Origin of the sequence: Curtobacterium sp. MEB011 (assembly GCF_030209655.1) — a bacterium.
GTDB lineage: Bacteria > Actinomycetota > Actinomycetes > Actinomycetales > Microbacteriaceae > Curtobacterium > Curtobacterium poinsettiae.
The window spans coordinates 52,701-71,549 of record NZ_JARVRN010000009.1 but is presented as its reverse complement, the minus strand read 5'-3'; the positions used below and the strand labels follow the sequence as shown (position 1 = coordinate 71,549).

The window sequence follows — 18,849 nt, the reverse complement described above, 5'->3', positions numbered from 1 at the left end:
GATGGCCGACACCACCCTCGTCGACCGCCACGAGCCGCTCTGGAAGCGGCTCCCGGTGGTGGTCCAGCTCCGCAAGAGCACCGGTTGGCAGCGCGCGATGCTCATCGTCGGCGTCGTCATCTGCGCCCTGTACCTGCTCGTCGCGGTGTTCGCCCCGCTCCTCGCCCCGTACGGCTTCGGCCAGCTGCAGGGCGCGGACGGCGAGAGCTTCCCCCGCACTGGCGAACCGAGCGCCGAGCACATCTGGGGCACCACGGTCGGCGGCTTCGACGTGTTCAGCCGCGTGCTCTACGGCGCCCGCACGGCCGTACTCGTCGTCATCGTCGCCGTGATCGTCTCGATCATCGTCGGCGTCCTGCTCGGCATGGTCTCCGGGTACCTGGGCGGCTGGCTCGACCGCGTCCTGGTGGTCGTGGCCGACGCCATCTACGCGTTCCCGTCGCTGCTGCTCGCGATCATCGTGTCCATCGTGATCTCCGGCGGCAACTCGAGCTACTCGGGCGGCATCATCGCCGCGGCGATCTCGATCACCGTCGTCTACGTGCCGCAGTACTTCCGCGTGGTCCGTGCCGAGGCCGTCCGGCTGAAGAACGACGCCTTCGTCGAGTCGGCGCGCGTGATGGGCACGAACCCGTGGCGCATCATGACGCGCCACGTCCTGCGGAACTCGACGCGTTCCCTGCCGCTCATCCTGACGCTCAACGCGAGCGACGCGATCCTGACCCTGGCCGGGCTCGGCTTCCTGGGGTTCGGCATCGGCCCGACGTCCGGCGCCGAGTGGGGCTACGACCTCAGCCGCGCGCTCTCCGACGTCGCGAGCGGCGTCTGGTGGACCGGGGTGTACCCGGGTGTCGCGATCGTGGTGCTCGTGCTCGGCGTGACCTTCATCGGCGAGAGCCTGAACGACATCTCCGACCCCCGCCTGCGTGCACGCCGACGGCTGAAGCAGCTGGTGTCGACGAGCGACGCGCGCGGCACCGAGGCAGCGCGCGACGCGCGCCACACCCCCGACGGCAAGGCATCGCCCGACGCCGACGCAGCGCCCGACACGCGGAACGACACGGAAGGGACGGGCGCATGACACCGACCACCCGCCTGCAACCGGGCGACACCACCACCGAGCCGGTCGTCGTCGTCGACGACCTGACCGTCACCTTCGCGACCGACGGCGGCGCCGTCGACGCGGTCAAGGGCGTCAGCCTCGACGTCCGCCCCGGCGAGGTCCTCGCCCTGGTCGGCGAGTCCGGCTCCGGCAAGTCCGTCACGGCCCGCAGCATGCTGCGGCTCATGCCGGAGACGGCGACACTCGGCGGCGCGGTGCTGCTCGACGGCACCGACGTGGTGAGCGTCGGCGCGCAGAAGCTCCGCAGCCTGCGCGGAACGGCCGGGGCGATGGTGTTCCAGGAGCCGTCGACCGCGCTCAACCCGGTCTTCACCGTCGGGTGGCAGATCGCCGAGGGGCTCCGTGCCCACGGCGGCGTGTCCAAGAAGGAAGCACGGGCGAAGGCCATCGACTACCTCGGCCGCGTCGGCATCCCGGACCCCGAGACCCGCGTCGACCACTACCCGCACCAGTTCTCCGGCGGGCAGAAGCAGCGCGTGGTCATCGCGAGCGCACTGGCCCTCGAGCCGAGCGTCATCATCGCCGACGAGCCCACGACCGCGCTCGACGTCACGGTGCAGGCCGAGATCCTCGACCTGCTGCGCCGGTGCCGCGACGAGTTCGGCACGGCGATCGTCGTCATCACGCACAACATGGGCGTCGTCGCCGACCTGGCCGACCGCGTCGCCGTGATGTACCAGGGCGAGATCGTCGAGGAGGCGACGGCGACGGCGCTCTTCGCGACGCCGCAGGCCGACTACACCAAGCGGCTGCTCGCAGCGGTGCCGCGGCTCGAAGCGTCGACCGGGGTGGCCCGGCGTGCCGCGATCTCCGAGGACGTCACGCCCCTGGTCGAGGCGAAGGGGCTCGAGATCGAGTACCCCGGCCGGCTCGGCTCGCCGGCGTTCAAGGCCGTCAAGGGCGTCGACCTGGCGATCCGTCCCGGTGAGGTCCTCGGCCTGGTGGGGGAGTCCGGTTCGGGCAAGACCACCATCGGCCGCGCCATGGCCGGTCTGACGAAGGTCACGGGCGGCTCGCTCACGGTCCTCGGCGCGGAGATGCTCGGGTACCGCGAACGCGACTTCAAGCACCTGCGCAAGGACATCGGGTTCGTGTTCCAGGACCCGGCGACCTCGTTCAACCCGCTGCTGACGATCGCCGAGTGCGTCGCCGAGCCGCTGGTCGTGCACAAGGAGGTCTCGAGCCCCCGCGCCGCGCGCAAGCGGGTCGACGAGCTGCTCGAGGCCGTCCAGCTGCCGGCAGCGTACGGCGACCGCTACCCGCACGAGCTCTCCGGTGGGCAGCGCCAGCGCGCGTCGCTCGCCCGGTCGCTGGCGCTCCGGCCGAAGCTGCTCATCGCCGACGAGCCGACGAGCGCGCTCGACGTCTCGGTGCAGGCTCGGGTGCTCGAGCTCTTCCTCGAACTGCAGCAGGACCTCGGCTTCGCGTCGCTGTTCATCAGCCACGACCTCGCGGTCGTGGGCGCGCTGTCCGACCGGATCGCCGTGCTCTACCGCGGTGACCTTGTCGAGACGGGCACGACGGCCGAGGTCCTCGGCGCCCCGCAGCACCCGTACACGCAGCGACTCCTCGCGTCGCTGCCGGTGCCCGACCCAGCGGAGCAGGCGGAGCGACGGCGTACGCTGGAGCGACTGGAGAACGTCGGGTCCTGACCCGACGTGACCCACCCCGGAGGCCCGGCCGACGTCGTCGACGCACGCCGTGCCTCCAGGGTGGTCACCTCCACTGCTGTACGCACGACGGGCCTGCCAGGGCGGCCCGTCGCGAACCGTCGCCAGGGGGCGGCGTGGAAGGGGACCCATGATCGCGGTCAACGGACCGGCGGTCGTCGCGGACGACGTGTCGATCGAGTACCGGGGCGGACGCGGGGGCGAGTCCATCCGGGCCGTCGACGGCGTGAGCCTATCGGTGCGGCAGGGGGAGATCCTCGCCCTGCTCGGCGAGTCGGGGTCGGGCAAGTCGACCTTCGCCGCCGCCATCGCCGGTCAGCTCGGATCCCACGGCGAGGGCGAGGGTGCGCTGCGCCGACACATCGTCGGCGGCGAGCTGACCGTGCTCGGGCAGAAGACCCGGGGCCTGCGTCCCTCGTCGCGCAAGCTCGAACGGCTGAGCGGCCGGATCGGCTACCTGCCGCAGGACGGCGCAGACCGGCTCAGCCCGGACCTCACCGTCGGCGAGGCCGTCGCCGAACCGATCTACGCACGCGACCGCCGGTTCGACCGGCGTGAAGCAGGGCTCATCGTGGCTCGGCTGCTCGACGCCGTGCACCTGCCGCTCGGGACGATGCGCCTGAACACGTGGGAGCTCTCGAGCGGTCAGCGCCAGCGGGTGGCGCTGGCGAAGGCGCTCGTGCTCGAACCCCAGCTGCTGGTCGCCGACGAGCCCGCGCGCGGCGTCGACGTCCTGGTGCGGCAGTCGGTGCTCGAGGCCCTGGCGACCCTGCAGCGCGGACGACAGTTCTCCGCCGTCGTCGTGTCGAGCGACCTGCGCGAGGCCCGTGCGCTGGCCGACCGCGTCGCCGTGATGGCCGATGCCCGGCTCGTCGGGCTCGGCACCTTCGACGAGGTCCTCGACAACCCCGTCGACCCCTACGTGAAGACCCTCGCGTCGACCGCGGCGCGTGGTGTGAAGCGCCGTCCGGCGCCGACGACGGCCCGCCGCTCGTCCGCGCCGCGCCGTCCGCTCGCCGCCGGCACCGGCCCGCGCACCGACCGTCAGGAGAACGCATGAGCACCCCGACCCAGGGCCCGCGCGGCCACCGTGCCGTCGTCCCCACCTCGGGTGCGCCGCTGCCGGTCGAGGCCCCGCAGGCCGGTCCCGTCGCCGTGCTGCCCGAGCCGACCGACCTGCACGTGGACGCCGTCACCGCGGCCGGTGGGACCGTCGCGCCGCTCGACGCCGACACCCGCGGGATCGTCTGGCTCGACCCCCACGACCCGTCCGGCCTGGCCGACGCCCTGTCGTCCGTGCCCGGGGTCGGTTGGGTCCAGCTGCCGTTCGCCGGCGTCGACGCCTTCGCGCACCTGATCCAGGAGCACGGCGACCGCGTGCTGTTCACCTCGGCGAAGGGCGCCTACGCGGAGCCCGTCGCCGAGCACGCACTGGCACTGACCCTCGGCACGCTCCGGGTCCTGCAGCAGCGTGCCCGTGCGTCGTCGTGGGCGACCGAGCCCGAGGGCGTCTCGCTGTACGGGCGGAACGTCGTCGTCATCGGTGCCGGCGGGATCGCGCTCGAGTACCTCCGGCTGCTCGCGCCGTTCGACGTCGAGGCCACCGTGGTGCGTCGCTCGCCCGACCCCGTACCGGGAGCCGCTCGGACCGTCACCACCGACGAACTCGACCAGGTCCTGCCCGACGCCGACGTCGTGATGATCGCGGCGGCGATGACCTCGGGCACCGCGAAGCTCTTCGGCGAGCGGCAATTCCGGATCATGAAGCCGTCCGCTCGGCTCGTGAACATCGCGCGCGGCGGACTCGTCGACACCGATGCCCTGGTCGCCGCGTTGCGTGCCGGGGAGATCGCCGCGGCGGGACTCGACGTCACCGACCCGGAGCCGCTGCCCGACGGCCACCCGCTCTGGTCCGAGCCCGGCGCGGTCATCACCCCGCACCAGGCCGACACCCCGGAGATGGTCGCGCCCCTGCTCGCCGAGCGCGTCCGGCTCAACACCACCGCCTTCCTCGGGGGTGCCGGCGAGGGCTTCGTCGGCGTCGTCGACCCGGTCGCCGGGTACTGACTCCGGGGGTCGGCCGCGCGGCGCGCCCGGGCGGCGTGTCCGATGCGGTGGCGGGCCTCAGGGTCCTGCTATGCTGTTACCCGTTGTTCGCACGTCATTCGCCAGCGGACAGTGATCCTCGATAGCTCAATTGGCAGAGCAGCCGGCTGTTAACCGGCAGGTTGTTGGTTCGAGTCCAACTCGGGGAGCGACAGGTCCTCACCCCTCGGGGTGAGGACCTTTTGTGTTCCCGACGGTCCGAATGCCCTCGTCGGGCCCAGCGGGGCGCGCTGCTAGCCTGGGCGGGCGCACCCAGAACCACGGAAGGCCACTGTTCGATGTCGTTGACCCACGAGTCCGCCACCGGACGTGTGACCGGTGACCGGTCCACGGGTCTGCTGGACCGGGCCAACCGCGTGCTCTCCTCCCGCACCGCGTTCGTGGTCGTGCTCGTGGCGTTCCTGCTCGTCGGCTTCCTGTTCGCCGTCACGATCCACGTCCCTGCTTCGGCGGCCCCGGACGAGCGTCGGCACATCGGCAACATCATGCTCTACGCGGCTCGCCCGTGGAACGCCGGCCCGTTCCTGCAGGACGTCGACGCGTCGAAGCTGTGGCTCGGCGAGGTCACGCGGTTCCCGGCGTACCTCTACTACTACCTGATGTCGTTCCCGGCGAAGGGGACGCAGGCGCTCGGGCTCCACCTGGAACAGACCGTGATGGTGCTGCGGAGCATCGACGTCCTGGCTGCCGGGGCCGGTCTGTACGCCCTCCGTGCGATGTTCCGGAACGCCGGGGTCCCGACGGCGATCGGCCTGCTCGCCACCGTGGTGACCGCTTCCACCGGCCGCTACGCCTGGCAGGCCGCCACCATCAGTTACGACGCGCCGTCGATGGCCGCCTTCTTCCTCTTCGCCGCCGTCGCGGTCAAGGTCGCCCGTGGCGGTGGACTGCGAACGCTCGCGTGGCTGGTCGTCACCGCGATGCTGGCGCTCATGTTCAAGTACTCCCAGGCGCCGCTCGTGCTGGCCGGAGCCTTCTTCGCCGTGCTGTTCCGGTACCGCGTCGACGGTTTCTCGTGGCTCCGGCACCCCGTGCGTCGAGCCGTCTCGGGCTTCCGCGAGCGGCCGTGGCGGTCCGTCGTCCTGGTGGTGATCGGCGGCGCGTTGCTCGCCCTGGTGCTCGAGCGCTTCGGTGTGAACCTGCTCGTCTACCGGGCACTCAACCCCGACTGCGCCGAGATCCACAGCCGCGACGCGTGCATGAACTTCGGCATCTTCCGTCGGAACTACAACGCGGTCCGGACCCACGACCTCGAGGTCGCCGCCGGCACGCTCGAACCGTTCCGGCCGGTCTCCTTCCTCTGGATGTGGATCACCACCTACTTCCGGTCGCTCTTCTTCTTCTGGGGTCCGTCGCTGCCCTGGCGCCCGAACACCGCCGTCGTGCTGTTCGGCGCCGTCGCCAGCGTCGGTGCCGTGGCGATCGCGGTGACCCAGATGCGCCGGGTGCTCCGGAACGCGGCCATGTGGTGGCTGGCAGCCGTCCCCGTCGCCTACACGGTGGCGGTGCTGTGCTTCAACGCCGCGACCGCGGTGAACCTCCGGCAGGACTTCGCGTTCTCGGGCCGCTACCTGTTGCCGGTGCTGCCGATGATCGCGGCCGTGGTGCTGCTCGGTCTCGCCTCGTGGATCCGACGGCTGCACGGACGCGCAGCCACCGTGGCGTGGGTCGTCGTGATCGTGGTGGGTGTCGTGCTCTTCGTCTTCTACAACCCGATCAGCGCCTTCTTCCCGTACGCCAACTCGGCGGCCTGGTACTCGAGCTGGGCCCGCGACGTCCTGCCCCAGTGGCTCACGGGGGTGCGCTCGTGAACCGCGCCGCACGGTTCCGCGGCGTCGTCGTGGCTGCCCTGACCATCCTGTTCTTCGTCGTCATCGGCGTCGCGGCCTTCGCGCGCACCGGGGGGACCAGCGCCGGGGAACGCCAGATCGGTTCGTGCACGGTCCGCACGGCGCCCGAGCCGGGTGCCGTCACGACCTGCCCGGAACAGGACCTCGCCGGTGTGCGCTTCGCCACCGTCGACCTGCGTCTGGCCGACCTGCACGGCGCGGACCTGCGCGGTTCGGACCTGCGTGACAGCGTGCTCTACGGCGCCGACCTGCAGGGGGCGAACCTGCGCGGAGCGGACCTGCGTGGTGTCGACCTGTACAGCGCGGACCTGCGGGGGGCGGACCTGCGTGACGCCGACCTGGGCAGCGCGGACCTGACGGTCGCCGACATCAGCGGGGCGCAGATCGACGGCATCGACCTGAGCAAGGCGAAGCTGGCCGGTCTGACCGTCACGGGGACGCCACTGGAACTCGCCGACCGGACGCTGCAGAGCCCCGACGGCAACCCGGTGACCGTGCCCATCCGGCTCGACCTGCCGCGCGGGGTGTCGTCGACGAGCTGCGTCCGACAGGACGTGCAGGCTCCGGTCGGCACCACCCAGGTGCGCTGCCGGATGAGCACCGATGCCGACCGCGGTGGTCGGCTCGACCAGCGCGCGACGATCACGGTCACCGGCCCGACACCCTGACCGACGTCGCTCGTGCGGCTGGTACCCGGCGGATGCTGTTAGCGTTCACAGGTGCACCGTTCTCGTTCCCCTCGATCCGCCCTGCTGGGCGTCGTCGTGGCGGTGACGGCGGTGCTCACCGGCTGCAGCAGCGTCGGCCCTGACACCGATGCGTCCGAGGACCCGACGAGCTCGGACACCGGGCTGGGTTCAGGCGCGTCACCGGTCGTCTTCGCGTTCGTCTGCGGCGGGGACGGCGCTGACCGCGCGAGCTACACGACCTACGCAGCGGTGTGGGAAGCCGCGCGTGCCGACTGCTCGGCGAAGCGGCTGACCGGCTCGGTGCCGTCGAGCCAGCAGCAGTCCGCGGTGACGGCGGCGCGCGGTGACGCGACCCTGGTCGAGCTCGCGAGCGCCTGCGCGGTGCGGGACTCGGCGCCGTGGACGTCGGCGGTCGCCGACGAGCGCGGTGCCCACGTGGCCGAGGGGCTCCTGCGGTACTGCCCGGGCCACCCGGAGACCGACCGCCTGCGGGACGCGCTGGCGGCGTACCGGGGCTGACCCGGGCCTCCAGGCCGACCGCCTGACCCGCGACCGACCGACGGCCGCGGGACGGGCGTCAGCCCTCGGGGTGGTCGCGACCGGGCAGCCAGGACTGGCCGGGGCCGCCCCAGCTGCTCTTGCGGATCGCCTTGGCGACCTGCTTGCCGTAGGGGTGCACGAGACGGTCGGCGTAGAGCCAGCCGTCCAGGTGGTCGTACTCGTGCTGGAAGATGCGGGCCAGCCAGCCGTGCGCCTCGACCTCGAACGGGGTGCCGTGCTCGTCGGAGGCGCGCAGCAGGGCGCCCTCGGAGCGGCGGAGCGGGAAGCGCTCGCCCGGGATCGACAGGCAGCCCTCGGACTCCTCGTCCTCGTCGAGCTCCTCGACGGACTCGGGGACCGGGGGCGTGGTCCACAGGACGGGGTTCACGGCGGCGCCCCGGTGCAGCACGTCGTCGTCGTCGGTGTAGGAGTACACGAACAGGCGCTTGCCGACGCCCACCTGCGGTCCGGCCAGGCCGACGCCCGGTGCCAGGTCCATGGTCTCGAGCATGTCGGCGACGAGGGAACGGAGGTCGTCATCGAACGCGGTGACCTCGGCTGCACGCTCGTGCAGGACGGGTTCGCCGGTGATGCGGATCGGGAGAACGGCCATTCACCCAGGTTATCCGGCGGGGGACGGTAGCCTCGACGCGTGACGACGGACCTCCAGCTGCCCGACGCCGTGAGCAACCTCACGCCGTTCCAGGCGCTGATGATCCCGGTGGCCCTGGTCGGTGCCGTGTTCCTGTCGCTCGGGGCGCAGTTCCAGAGCCGTGGGGTGCAGCGGGTCGAAGCGCGTCTCGGTCGGCAGTCGAAGGGGCTGAGCGTCCGCCACGTGGTGGGGCTCGTCTCGAGCGGCTACTGGGTGCTCGGCACGCTCATGCTCGGCATCGCGGTGGTGCTGCAGCTCATCAGCATCACGTTCGCGCCGCTGATCGTCGTGCAGCCGCTGGGTGCCGTGGCGCTGGTGATCACGACGTGGTTCTCGTCGCGTGCGTCGGGGATCCCGCTCGGACGTCGTGCTCGTCGTGCCGTGTGGACGTGCATCATCGGTGTCGGCATCTTCGTCGGGATCGCGGCGTTCGTCGGGCACGAGAGCGCGATCACCCGCCAGCAGCTCGTCACCGTGCTGGTGATCCTGGCGGTCGTGCTGGTGCTGGTGCTCGTGTCGTTCCGCCTGGTCGCCAAGCGCCGGAACGCCCTGTACTACATCGTCGGCGCCGGCGTGCTCTACGGCTTCGTGGCGACGCTGGCCAAGGTGGTGCTGAACCGGTTCGTGAACCACACCTTCGACTGGTTGACCGTGCTCGCCATCGTCGGCGTGGTCGTCGCGGCGTCGCTCGGCGGGTACTTCGTGCAGAACGCGTACTCCAGCGGCTCGGCCGACCTGGTGATCGCGGGGCTGACCGTCATCGACCCGATCGTCGCGGTCGGCATCGGCGTGATCGTGCTCGGCGAGGCAACGGGGGCGCCGTGGTTCGCGGTGGCGGGGTTCGTGGTCGCCGCGGGCATCGCCATCACCGGGGTGTTCCTGCTCGCCAAGCACCACCCCCAGACCCGGACCTGACGGCCGCGGCGCGCTCGGCGCTCGGCGCCCGGTGGTCGCGGCGCTCATCCGCGCGGCTGACGCGACCGTCGATCCTGGTGCGATAGCGTCACAGCCGACCAGCCATCGCCCACGAGAGGACGAACTCAGCCGTGTCAGGAGACGCCACCACCGCCACCGCCGGACCGACGGGTGCGACGGGCGGTCACCGACCGCTGCGCGTGCTGATCGCAGCGGACACCTTCGCCCCCGACGTCAACGGCGCCGCGACCTTCGCCGAGCAGCTCGCCGTCGGACTGGCCGAGCGCGGGCACGAGGTGCACATCGTGGCCCCGGCGTCGAGCCGCCACTACGGCACCTTCGACGAGGAGCACCACGGCGTCACCCTCGTCGTGCACCGCCTGAAGTCGTACAAGTGGCCGCTGCACCCGTGGCTGCGCTTCGTGTGGCCGTGGAGCGTCCGGAAGTGGACCGCCCCGATCCTCGACGCGGTCAAGCCCGACGTGCTGCACATCCAGTCGCACGTGGTCATCGGTCGTGGCATCGTGCACGAGGCGAACGACCGCGGCATCCGGGTCATCGCGACGAACCACTTCATGCCGGAGAACCTGCTCGAGTACACGCCGTTCGGCAAGTGGACGCTGCCCCTCGCGCTGAAGATCGCGTGGAGCGACGCCGCCAAGACCTACCGGCTGGCCGACACGATCACGACGCCGACCAACCTGGCCGCCGACTACCTGCGGAAGGCCATCGCCGGCCAGCAGGTCCTGGCGATCTCGTGCGGCATCGACGCGTCCCGCTACGTCGCGCGCGAGGGGCGCCCGGTCAACAACGACATCGTCTTCGTGGGCCGGGTCGCCCCGGAGAAGAACCTCGACGTCCTGGTCCGTGCCGTGGCGCTGCTGCCGGCCGAGCTGGCCACGACCCTGACCATCGTCGGCGACGGCGAGATGATCCCGAAGCTCAGCGCACTGGCGAAGGAGCTCGGGCTCGAGGACCGCGTGCGGTTCCTGGGCTTCGTCTCGGACGAGCGCAAGCAGGAGGCCCTGACCAACGCGACGGTGTTCGCGATGCCGTCGACGGCCGAGCTGCAGAGCATCTCCTCGCTCGAGGGGATGGCGTCCGGGCTCCCCGTGGTCGCCGCCGACTCGATGGCGCTCCCGCACCTGATCGACGGCAACGGGTACCTGTTCACCCCGGGTGACGTGGACGACCTGGCGGCGAAGCTCACGACGGTGCTCACCGCCCCGGAGTCCGACTACGTCGCGATGCGGGAACGCAGTCTGGCCATGATCGAGGCGCACGACATCAACCGCACGCTGTCGACGTTCGAGTCGCTGTATCGTGGTGAGCCGGTGGCCTGAGGGCCTCCGGCGAGGGGCGGTAGCCAAGCTGGTCAAGGCAGTCGGCTCATAACCGAACGATCCGCGGGTTCGAGTCCCGCCCGCCCTACGTGCACATGCCAAGGAAGCGCGACACGTCGCAGGACGACCACGCACCGACACCGAACGTCACCTTCGAGGTGACCCGTGGCGGTACCGGCGTGCGCGTGAACGCCTTCCGCCTGGGGTTCATGGGCGCCATCGGGGTCCTCGTCGCCCTGCTCGCCGGGTCGATCATCAACGAGCTGAGCACGGTCCTGGTCTACATCGGGGTCGCGCTGTTCCTGGCGCTCGGCATCGACCCGCTCGTGTCGTTCCTCGAGCGGATCATCCCGCGGTGGGCGGCCATCACGATCGTCGTGGTCGGGGTGCTCGGGGCCTTCGCCGGCATCGTGTTCGCCGTGGTGCCGATCCTGGTGGACCAGGCGTCGAACCTGATCCAGAACTTCCCCGAGATCGTGCAGGACATCTCGCAGCAGCAGTGGGTGCAGGACCTGTCGAAGCAGTTCGCCGGATCGTTCGACATCGACCACGCGCTGCAGTCGCTGCAGTCCTTCGTCGAGAAGCCGGGCAACCTGCTCAGTGTCGGCGGCGGGATCCTGGCGGTCGGCAGCGGGATCCTGTCCGGGGTCACCGGGGCGCTCATCGTCATCATCCTGATGCTCTACTTCCTCGCGTCGATGCGGGGCATGAAGCGTGCGGCGTACCGGTTCGTCCCGGCGTCGCGTCGTCAGAACTTCATCGACGTGAGCGAGCAGATCACGCAGGCGGTCGGTCGCTACGTCGTCGGGCAGGTGTCCCAGGCGCTCATCAACGGCATCCTCAGCTTCTTCTTCCTGCTCATCATCGGGGCGCCGCTGCCGGTGCTGCTCGCGTCGTTCGCGTTCCTCGGTTCGCTCATCCCGCTCGTCGGCACGTTGGCCGCCGCGATCGTGATCTCGTTGCTCTGCTTCTTCGCGTCACCGGCGACCGCCCTCGCCGCGGCGATCTACTACCTGGTGTACATGCAGGTCGAGGCCTACCTGATCTCGCCGCGCATCATGTCGCGAGCGGTCCAGGTACCCGGTGCGCTCGTGGTCATCGCCGCCGTCGCGGGCGGCACCATCGGCGGTGTGCTCGGCGCACTCGTGGCCCTGCCCGTCGCGGCGTCGGTCATCATCATCGTGCAGAAGGTCATCTACCCCCGCCAGGAACAGTCGTGACGCGCGGCGACGGCGCGACCGCCGACGCCGCGGTCGCCGCCTTCGCCGAGCACGTCGACGAACGTGACCGCTGGGCGCGCAGTGCTCGCGGACCGCTCGCCCTGGTGAACGCGCAACACGTCGACCACCCGCAGCCGGTCTGGCCGGTCCCCGGCACCTGGGCTCCGGCGCCCGGCGGACTCACCGTCACGGCCGAGGCGTCCGACGGCGTCATCGTGGACGGCGTGCCGGTCGACGGGACGGTCCTGGTCGCGGGGGACACCGCCGTCGTCCCGTCCACCGTCGCGTTGCCGGACGGCTTCGCCGGCACCGTCACCGGCGACACCCTGCGTGTCTGGGACCCGTCGTCCGAGGCGATCGCCCGCTTCGCGCACATCGCCCGCTTCGCGCGGTCCGGCGACCGGGTGACGTCCGGCACGTACGTCCCGCTGGTGGACGACGGTCAGGAGGCCCGTGGCAGCGTCCGCGACGCCGCCGGCGACGCCCTGCCGGTTGCCGGACACGTCGAGACCGTCGTGGACGGCGCCACGGTGCGGTTCGTCGCTGTCCGGTCGGCCGCGTTCCGCGGAGTCGCGAGACTGCAGCTCATCGTGCAGGACGCCACGAGTGCCCTGGCCGAGGACGACCCGAGCAGCAGCTACTCGATGGGTCGGTTCCTGTACCTCGACGACCCCGGCGCCGAGTCCACGGTCGAGCTCGACTGGAACCTGCTGGTCCTGCCGCCGTGCGCGTTCTCGTACCAGTACGCCTGCCCGATCCCTCCGGAGGAGAACCGTGTCCCCGTGCCGATCACGGCGGGGGAGCGGCACCCGGTCGACGCGAGCGGTGCCGTCCTGCACTGAACCCGGTCGGGTCCTTGCCGTTCCCAGGCGTGGCGCTGCATAATGGGCGTGTCCCGTCGGGACATCACAATCGCATACCGATGGTTCCGTGGCCCCTCGGGTCAGGATCCTCCGCACCAGGTCGATGGGGAAGTCGCACCTGACGTATCGGAGGAACCGTGAACGGAACGACGACAGGAGTGCTCTACGTGCACTCCTCACCCCGCGCGCTCTGCCCGCACGTCGAATGGGCAGCAGGTCGCGCGATGAACCGCGCCGTGAACTTCTCGTGGCTCGACCAGCCCGCACAGGACGGTGCGCGTCGGACCGAGTTCACGTGGACCGGTGCGGTCGGTGCCGGTGCCGCGATCGCCTCTGCCCTGCGCGGGTGGGAGCACCTGCGGTACGAGGTCACCGAGGAGCCGACGAGCGCCTCGGACGGTGGTCGCTGGATGCACACGCCCGACCTCGGGGTGTTCTACGCGCAGACCGACGTCACGGGCAACATGGTCATCCCCGAGGACCGGGTGCGCTACGCGATGGAGGTCGCGGGCAGCAACGCCCTCGAACTGCACCGTGAGTTGCGACTGGCCCTCGGGCAGGCCTGGGACGACGAGCTCGAGCCCTTCCGCCACGCCGCCGAGGGCAACCCGGTCGTCTGGCTGCACCGCGTCGGCTGACCCGGACTCGCCACACGCCGGCGTGTCGGGTGCGCCGGACGCCGGCGTGTCGCCCGGACACCGCCACAGACTCGAGACGCCGCCGAATACGGCGGCGTCTCGTCGTTCCCAGGGCGCGGCAGCGACACGACGGCGTGTGGACGGGGGGCTGACCCGGGCACCGGAACGACGGAAGCCCGCCCCGATGACGCGGGACGGGCCTCCTGGCAGGTGCTGCCGTGACTAGACGCTGCGGAACGCGACCACGGCGTTGTGTCCGCCGAAGCCGAACGAGTTGCTGACGGCGAGCAGGTCGCCTTCGGGCAGCGCACGCGGTTCGCGGGCGACGTCCATGACGATCTCCGGGTCCTGGTCGTGCAGGTTGATCGTCGGCGGCGCGACGCGGTTGTGCAGCGCGAGGACGGTGAAGACCGCCTCGATCGCACCGGCACCACCGAGCAGGTGGCCCGTGGACGCCTTGGTGGCCGACACCACGACGTTGTCCAGGTGGTCGCCGAAGACCCGACGCATCGCGTGGTACTCGGCGACGTCCCCGACGGGGGTCGAGGTGGCGTGCGCGTTGACGTGCACGACGTCCTCGATGCTCGCGTCGGCGTGCTCGAGGGCCTGCAGGACCGCACGGGCGGCGGCGCTGCCCTCGGGGTCCGGCGCGGTGATGTGGAAGGCGTCCGAGGTGATGCCGGAGCCGGCGACCTCGGCGTAGATGGTCGCGCCGCGGGCCTCGGCGTGCTCCTTCGACTCGAGGATGAGCGCCGCGGCGCCGTCACCGAGGACGAAGCCGTCACGCGTGACGTCGTAGGGGCGCGACGCGGTCTCGGGGGAGTCGTTGCGGCGCGACAGGGCCTGCATGGCGGCGAACGCGGCCAGCGGGAGCGGGTGCAGCGCGGCCTCGGCGCCACCGGTGATGACGATGTCGGCGTCGCCGTCGGCGATGTGCCGGTAGGCCTCGGCCAGCGACTCGGTCGACGAGGCGCACGCCGACAGGTAGGTGCGGGCGCCGCCACGGGCGCCGAACTCCATCTCGATGGCGGCGGCGGGACCGTTCGCCATGAGCATCGGGACCGTCATCGGCAGGACGCGACGCGGGCCCTTCTCGCGCAGGGTGTCCCAGGCGTCGAGCAGCGTGTTCACGCCACCGATGCCCGTTGCCCAGTCGACGATCAAGCGCTCGGGGACGACCGACTCGTCGTCGATGCCGGCGTCGGCCCATGCTTCGCGCGCTGCGACGAGCGACAGCTGCGACGAGGGGTCGAGGCGCTTCGACTCGGGGCGGGTGAGCTGGTCGGTGAGGAAGGTGCGCGCCTGGCCGGCGAACTCCACGGGGAGTTCGAGGTCGGCGTAGCGGGGGTCCTCGATGCGGGTGATGCCGGACTTGCCGGCGAGCAGCGCGTCCCAGGTGTCCGGGGCGGTCGCGGCGAGGGGTGAGATCGCACCGATCCCGGTGACGACGACGGTCTTCTTGGTCATGGGACGACGTGTTCTTTCGTTGGGGTGAACAAGATGAGCGCCGCGGCCCGCAGGGGTCCGCGGGCCGCGGCGCTCAGGAAGCTCGTGTCAGGCCTGGGCCTTGACGATGTAGTCGACCGCGTTGCCGACGGTCTTGAGGTTCTTGACCTCTTCGTCCGGGATCTTCACGTCGAACTTCTCCTCGGCGTTGACCACGATGGTCATCATCGAGATGGAGTCGATGTCGAGGTCGTCCGTGAAGGACTTGTCGGCGGCGACGGTGTCGGTGGCGATACCGGTCTCGTCGTTGATCAGCTCGGCCAGGCCGGCGAGGACTTCTTCGTTGGACAGGGCCATGAGTGTTCTCCTTGAAGGGGGGTGTCGTTTGACCGTTGACCAGCCTAGGGCACGCGGGGTCCGGGTGCGCGGAGGCTCGTCGGGATGGGGACCGGTCGCGCGGGTGCGCGACCGGGGTGGGATCAGGGGAGGACGACCACCTGGGCGCCGAACACGAGTCCAGCGCCGAAGCCGATCTGCAGGGCGAGACCGCCCGACAGGTCCGGGTGCTCCTCGAGCAGGCGGTGCGTGGCGAGCGGGATGCTCGCGGCGGAGGTGTTGCCGGTGGTGGTGATGTCGCGGGCGATCGTCACCGTCTCGGGCAGGCCGAGCTGCTTGGCGAACTCGTCGATGATGCGGATGTTCGCCTGGTGCGGCACGAAGGCTGCGAGGTCCTCGGGGCGGACCCCGGCGGTCTCGAGCGCCTGTCGGGCGACCTTGACCATCTCCCAGACGGCCCAGCGGAACACCGTCTGGCCGGCCTGGCGCATGGTCGGGCGGGGTGCACCGGCCTCCCACTCGTTGTAGGTCGCGGTCATGCCGATGGCGTCCCACTTCGAGCCGTCCGAGCCCCAGATGGTGGGGGCGATGCCCGGGAAGTCGCTCGGGCCGATCACGGCGGCGCCGGCACCGTCCCCGAGCAGGAACGAGATCGAGCGGTCGGTCGGGTCGACGACGTCGCTGAGCTTCTCGGCCCCGACGACCAGCACGTGGTCGGCGAGCCCGGACTTGATGAACGAGTCGGCCTGGGCGATGCCGTAGGCGTACCCGGCGCAGGCGGCGCTGATGTCGTACGCGGCGGCCGGGGTGGCACCGATGCGTTCGGCGAGCAGCGACGCCATCGACGGGGTGGCGACGGTGTGCGTGACGGTGCTCACGAGCACGACGCCGATCTGGGACGGCTCGATGCCGGCCTTCTCGATCGCCTCGCGTGCGGCGGTCTCGGCGAGGTCGACGGCTTCGACGTCCTCGCCGGCACGCTTGCGGGTGATGATGCCGGTGCGCTGGCGGATCCACTCGTCGGACGAGTCGATCGGGCCGACGAGGTCGTCGTTCGGCACGACGTTCTCGCCGCGGGCGGCGCCGAACGCCAGGATCCGGGTGAACTCGTGGCCGCGGCGCTGCTGGAGCAGCGGGCGCGCGGATCCGGTCGGGAGGCCCGTGGGGGCGTCCGTCGGGGTGGTCGGGTCGGTCATGCGGTTGCGTCTGCTTCCTGGCCCGCGCGCTGCAGCAGGTCGATCGCTGCAGGCAGGTCGTCGGGGGTCTTGATGGCGACGGTCGGCGTGCCGCGGAGGCCGCGCTTCGCCAGGCCGACGAGGGCACCGGCGGGTGCGAGCTCGATGATGCCGGTCACGCCGGCGGCGGAGAAGGACTCCATGACCGCGTCCCAGTGCACGGGGTTCGCGATCTGCTGGACCATCAGGTCGACGAAGCGTCGGCCGTCGTCCACCCGGGAGCCGTCGGCGTTGGTCCAGATCGGCAGGGTCGGGTCCTGCACGGCAGCGGAGGCCGCCACCGGTGCGACCCGCTCGACGGCGGGCGCCATGTAGCGGGTGTGGAACGCGCCGGCGACGGCGAGGGGGATGACCCGGGCCTTGGCGGGCGGGGCTGCGGCGAGGGCGGCGATGGCGTCCGCGGCGCCGGCGACGACGGTCTGGCCGCCACCGTTGTGGTTCGCGGGCACCAGGCCGTGCTCGGCGAGGGCGGCGGCGACCGCATCGGCGTCGCCACCGAGGACGGCGGCCATCGAGGTCGGTTCGAGCGCTGCGGCGTCGGCCATGGCCCGGCCGCGCTCGGCGACCAGGGCGACGGCGTCGGTCGGCTCGAGGATCCCGGCGACCGCGGCGGCGGTGAACTCGCCCACCGAGTGTCCGGCGACCCCGCCCACCAGGGCACGACGGCCCTCGGCGAGCAGTGCGTCGGCGGTCACCAGGCCGGCGGCCACGATGAGGGGCTGTGCGAGCGCGGTGTCCTTGATGGTGTCCGCGTCGGAGTTCGTGCCGTGCTCGGCGAGGTCGACGCCGATCGACTCCGACCATTGCCCGACGCGTTCACGAACGGTGGCGTCCTCGAGCCAGGGGGCGAGGAAGCCGGGGGTCTGGGAGCCCTGTCCGGGCGCGACGACGACGATCACCGGACAATCCTCGCGTTCTCGCCCCACAGGGCACGTGTGGACTTCCCACACGAATCCCGGTGGGACATTGTCGGTTCTCTACGCCCCGGCGCGTCAGCGTCGGGGTGTGATGCGGCGACGGCCGGTCGCGGACTCCGACATCGCGCCGAGGATGAGCGCCGACTGCACGATCAGGGCGTCCCGGGCGTTCGTGGCGTCCCAGCCGATGATGTCGGCGACGCGGCGCAGGCGGTAGCGCACGGTGTTCGGGTGCACGAAGAGCTCCCTGGCGGTGGCCTCGAGCGAGCGGCCGGTGTCCAGGTAGCACCACAGCGTCTGCAGGAGCTCGGTCGACTGGTCCTTGAGCGGGACGTAGATGCGCTGGACCAGGGCCGAGCGGGCCAGCGGGTCACCGGCCAGGGCGCGCTCAGGGAGCAGGTCGTCGGCGAGGGCCGGACGGGGGACACCGCGCCAGGCACGCGCGACGGCGAACCCGGCCAAGGCGGCCTTCGCGCTGGTCGAGGCGTCGACGACCCCGGGGACCTCGTTGCCGAGGACCAGGTGGCCGTCGCCGAACAGCGGTTCGAGGGCCTGCGCGATGGTCGTGAAGGAGACGGGCTCCTCGCCCTCGGGCACGTCGTCACGCGGGGTGGCGCGACCGATGACCACGACGAGCCGCGATCCCTGGACCCCGACGAGCACGTCGGCGTCCATGTGCCGTGCGGTGCGACGGACCTGGTCGACCTCGAGCTGCTTCGGCGCGGTGCCGACGAGCACCGCGACCTCGCCGTGCCCGTGCCACCCGAGGGCGGCGATGCGGGACGGCAGTTCGTCGTCGTACTCGCCCGAGAGGATCGAGTCGACCACGAGGGCTTCGAGCCGGGCGTCCCACAGGCCCCGGGCCTCGGCCGCGCGGGCGTAGACGTCGGCGGCCGCGAACGCGATGTCACGGGAGTACTTGAGGATCGCCTCCTGCAGCATCTCGTCGTCGGCGGCGCGTTCCTCGACCACGGTGACGACGACGCGGATGAGCTGCAGGGTCTGCTGCAGGCTCACCGAGCGCAGGAGCTCCCGTGGGGCGGACCCGAAGACGTCGGCCGCGGCGATCCACGGCGTCGACGCAGTGCCCTCGAGCCAGCTGATGAACGACGTGATGCCGGCCTGGGCGACGAGGCCCACGGCGGAGCGGCGCCCCGGTGGCATCTCGCTGTACCAGGGGAGGGTTTCCTCGAGCCGCTTGATGGTCGCGGTGGAGAGTTCTCCGGACACCTGACGGAGCCAGGAGAGCGCACGCTCACGCGCGCTCTCCTGGCTCTCGTGGTCCGGGCGGACCGTCGTCACGGGG

18 protein-coding genes and 2 tRNA genes are annotated in these 18,849 nt (G+C 71.4%); 14 read left to right on the top strand and 6 right to left on the bottom strand.

All coding sequences use genetic code 11. The features are described from left to right. Nucleotide 1: 1 nt before the first annotated feature. The 8 genes from QRN30_RS11970 to QRN30_RS11935 all read left to right on the top strand — a co-directional run bounded on the left by QRN30_RS11970 (nucleotide 2) and on the right by QRN30_RS11935 (nucleotide 7,957). On the top strand, nucleotides 2–1,081 hold the full coding sequence (locus tag QRN30_RS11970) for an ABC transporter permease (protein ID WP_042539014.1): 1,080 nt from the start codon (nucleotides 2–4) through the stop codon (nucleotides 1,079–1,081). Further along, entirely contained in the window at nucleotides 1,078–2,775 is a 1,698-nt protein-coding gene (locus QRN30_RS11965) for an ABC transporter ATP-binding protein (RefSeq protein ID WP_284761133.1), read from the top strand. The genes QRN30_RS11970 and QRN30_RS11965 overlap by 4 nt, the downstream gene beginning before the upstream one ends. Nucleotides 2,776–2,923: 148 nt before the next feature. After that, nucleotides 2,924–3,853: an ATP-binding cassette domain-containing protein gene (locus QRN30_RS11960; protein WP_017886698.1), complete on the top strand. Its 930-nt coding sequence runs from the start codon at nucleotides 2,924–2,926 to the stop codon at nucleotides 3,851–3,853. Then, nucleotides 3,850–4,860 carry a D-isomer specific 2-hydroxyacid dehydrogenase family protein gene (locus QRN30_RS11955; RefSeq protein WP_254783322.1) on the top strand — a complete coding sequence of 337 codons (1,011 nt, stop codon included), beginning with the start codon at nucleotides 3,850–3,852 and terminating at the stop codon, nucleotides 4,858–4,860. The genes QRN30_RS11960 and QRN30_RS11955 overlap by 4 nt, the downstream gene beginning before the upstream one ends. Before the next feature lie 115 nt (nucleotides 4,861–4,975). Further along, nucleotides 4,976–5,048: transfer RNA gene (locus QRN30_RS11950), tRNA-Asn, on the top strand. Between the two features lie 129 nt (nucleotides 5,049–5,177). Continuing rightward, the gene (locus QRN30_RS11945) at nucleotides 5,178–6,710 is read left to right on the top strand and encodes a hypothetical protein (RefSeq protein ID WP_017886700.1); all 1,533 of its coding nucleotides are present in this window, start codon (nucleotides 5,178–5,180) and stop codon (nucleotides 6,708–6,710) included. Beyond that, a complete protein-coding gene (locus tag QRN30_RS11940; RefSeq protein WP_259552371.1) occupies nucleotides 6,707–7,417 on the top strand; it encodes a pentapeptide repeat-containing protein in 711 nt (236 codons plus the stop codon). The genes QRN30_RS11945 and QRN30_RS11940 overlap by 4 nt, the downstream gene beginning before the upstream one ends. Before the next feature lie 51 nt (nucleotides 7,418–7,468). Then, complete coding sequence (locus QRN30_RS11935) at nucleotides 7,469–7,957, top strand: hypothetical protein (protein ID WP_140447958.1); 489 nt, start codon at nucleotides 7,469–7,471, stop codon at nucleotides 7,955–7,957. Between the two features lie 58 nt (nucleotides 7,958–8,015). On the opposite strand, the gene def is transcribed toward QRN30_RS11935, so the two are convergent. Then, entirely contained in the window at nucleotides 8,016–8,591 is a 576-nt protein-coding gene (gene def, locus QRN30_RS11930; protein WP_017886703.1) for a peptide deformylase, read from the bottom strand. Between the two features lie 39 nt (nucleotides 8,592–8,630). On the opposite strand from def, the gene QRN30_RS11925 reads away from it, so the two are divergent. The 6 genes from QRN30_RS11925 to QRN30_RS11900 all read left to right on the top strand — a co-directional run bounded on the left by QRN30_RS11925 (nucleotide 8,631) and on the right by QRN30_RS11900 (nucleotide 13,609). Then, on the top strand, nucleotides 8,631–9,545 hold the full coding sequence (locus QRN30_RS11925) for a DMT family protein (RefSeq protein WP_017886704.1): 915 nt from the start codon (nucleotides 8,631–8,633) through the stop codon (nucleotides 9,543–9,545). A gap of 131 nt (nucleotides 9,546–9,676) precedes the next feature. Further along, nucleotides 9,677–10,888 carry a glycosyltransferase gene (locus QRN30_RS11920; protein ID WP_284761132.1) on the top strand — a complete coding sequence of 404 codons (1,212 nt, stop codon included), beginning with the start codon at nucleotides 9,677–9,679 and terminating at the stop codon, nucleotides 10,886–10,888. 13 nt (nucleotides 10,889–10,901) lie between these two features. Further along, nucleotides 10,902–10,976 (top strand) — tRNA-Ile (locus QRN30_RS11915). A 7-nt stretch (nucleotides 10,977–10,983) separates the two neighbouring features. Continuing rightward, nucleotides 10,984–12,108: an AI-2E family transporter gene (locus QRN30_RS11910; RefSeq protein WP_017886706.1), complete on the top strand. Its 1,125-nt coding sequence runs from the start codon at nucleotides 10,984–10,986 to the stop codon at nucleotides 12,106–12,108. Next, entirely contained in the window at nucleotides 12,105–12,950 is an 846-nt protein-coding gene (locus tag QRN30_RS11905; RefSeq protein WP_284761131.1) for a DUF1684 domain-containing protein, read from the top strand. The genes QRN30_RS11910 and QRN30_RS11905 overlap by 4 nt, the downstream gene beginning before the upstream one ends. 158 nt (nucleotides 12,951–13,108) lie before the next feature. Beyond that, complete coding sequence (locus tag QRN30_RS11900) at nucleotides 13,109–13,609, top strand: DUF3145 domain-containing protein (protein WP_031259468.1); 501 nt, start codon at nucleotides 13,109–13,111, stop codon at nucleotides 13,607–13,609. Between the two features lie 222 nt (nucleotides 13,610–13,831). Here the strand turns inward: QRN30_RS11900 and QRN30_RS11895 are convergent, their stop codons facing one another. The 5 genes from QRN30_RS11895 to QRN30_RS11875 form a co-directional block, all read right to left on the bottom strand. Then, on the bottom strand, nucleotides 13,832–15,076 hold the full coding sequence (locus QRN30_RS11895; RefSeq protein ID WP_017886709.1) for a beta-ketoacyl-[acyl-carrier-protein] synthase family protein: 1,245 nt from the start codon (nucleotides 15,074–15,076) through the stop codon (nucleotides 13,832–13,834). A gap of 87 nt (nucleotides 15,077–15,163) precedes the next feature. Further along, nucleotides 15,164–15,412 carry an acyl carrier protein gene (locus QRN30_RS11890; RefSeq protein ID WP_017886710.1) on the bottom strand — a complete coding sequence of 83 codons (249 nt, stop codon included), beginning with the start codon at nucleotides 15,410–15,412 and terminating at the stop codon, nucleotides 15,164–15,166. A gap of 122 nt (nucleotides 15,413–15,534) precedes the next feature. Then, nucleotides 15,535–16,587: a beta-ketoacyl-ACP synthase III gene (locus QRN30_RS11885; RefSeq protein ID WP_017886711.1), complete on the bottom strand. Its 1,053-nt coding sequence runs from the start codon at nucleotides 16,585–16,587 to the stop codon at nucleotides 15,535–15,537. Beyond that, nucleotides 16,584–17,525, bottom strand: a complete 942-nt coding sequence (locus tag QRN30_RS11880; RefSeq protein WP_056068316.1) for an ACP S-malonyltransferase — start codon at nucleotides 17,523–17,525, stop codon at nucleotides 16,584–16,586. Before QRN30_RS11880 ends, QRN30_RS11885 begins: the two co-directional genes overlap by 4 nt. Before the next feature lie 93 nt (nucleotides 17,526–17,618). Next, nucleotides 17,619–18,845, bottom strand: coding sequence for a PucR family transcriptional regulator (locus QRN30_RS11875; protein ID WP_056068318.1), 1,227 nt, complete (start codon nucleotides 18,843–18,845; stop codon nucleotides 17,619–17,621). Nucleotides 18,846–18,849: the final 4 nt, after the last annotated feature.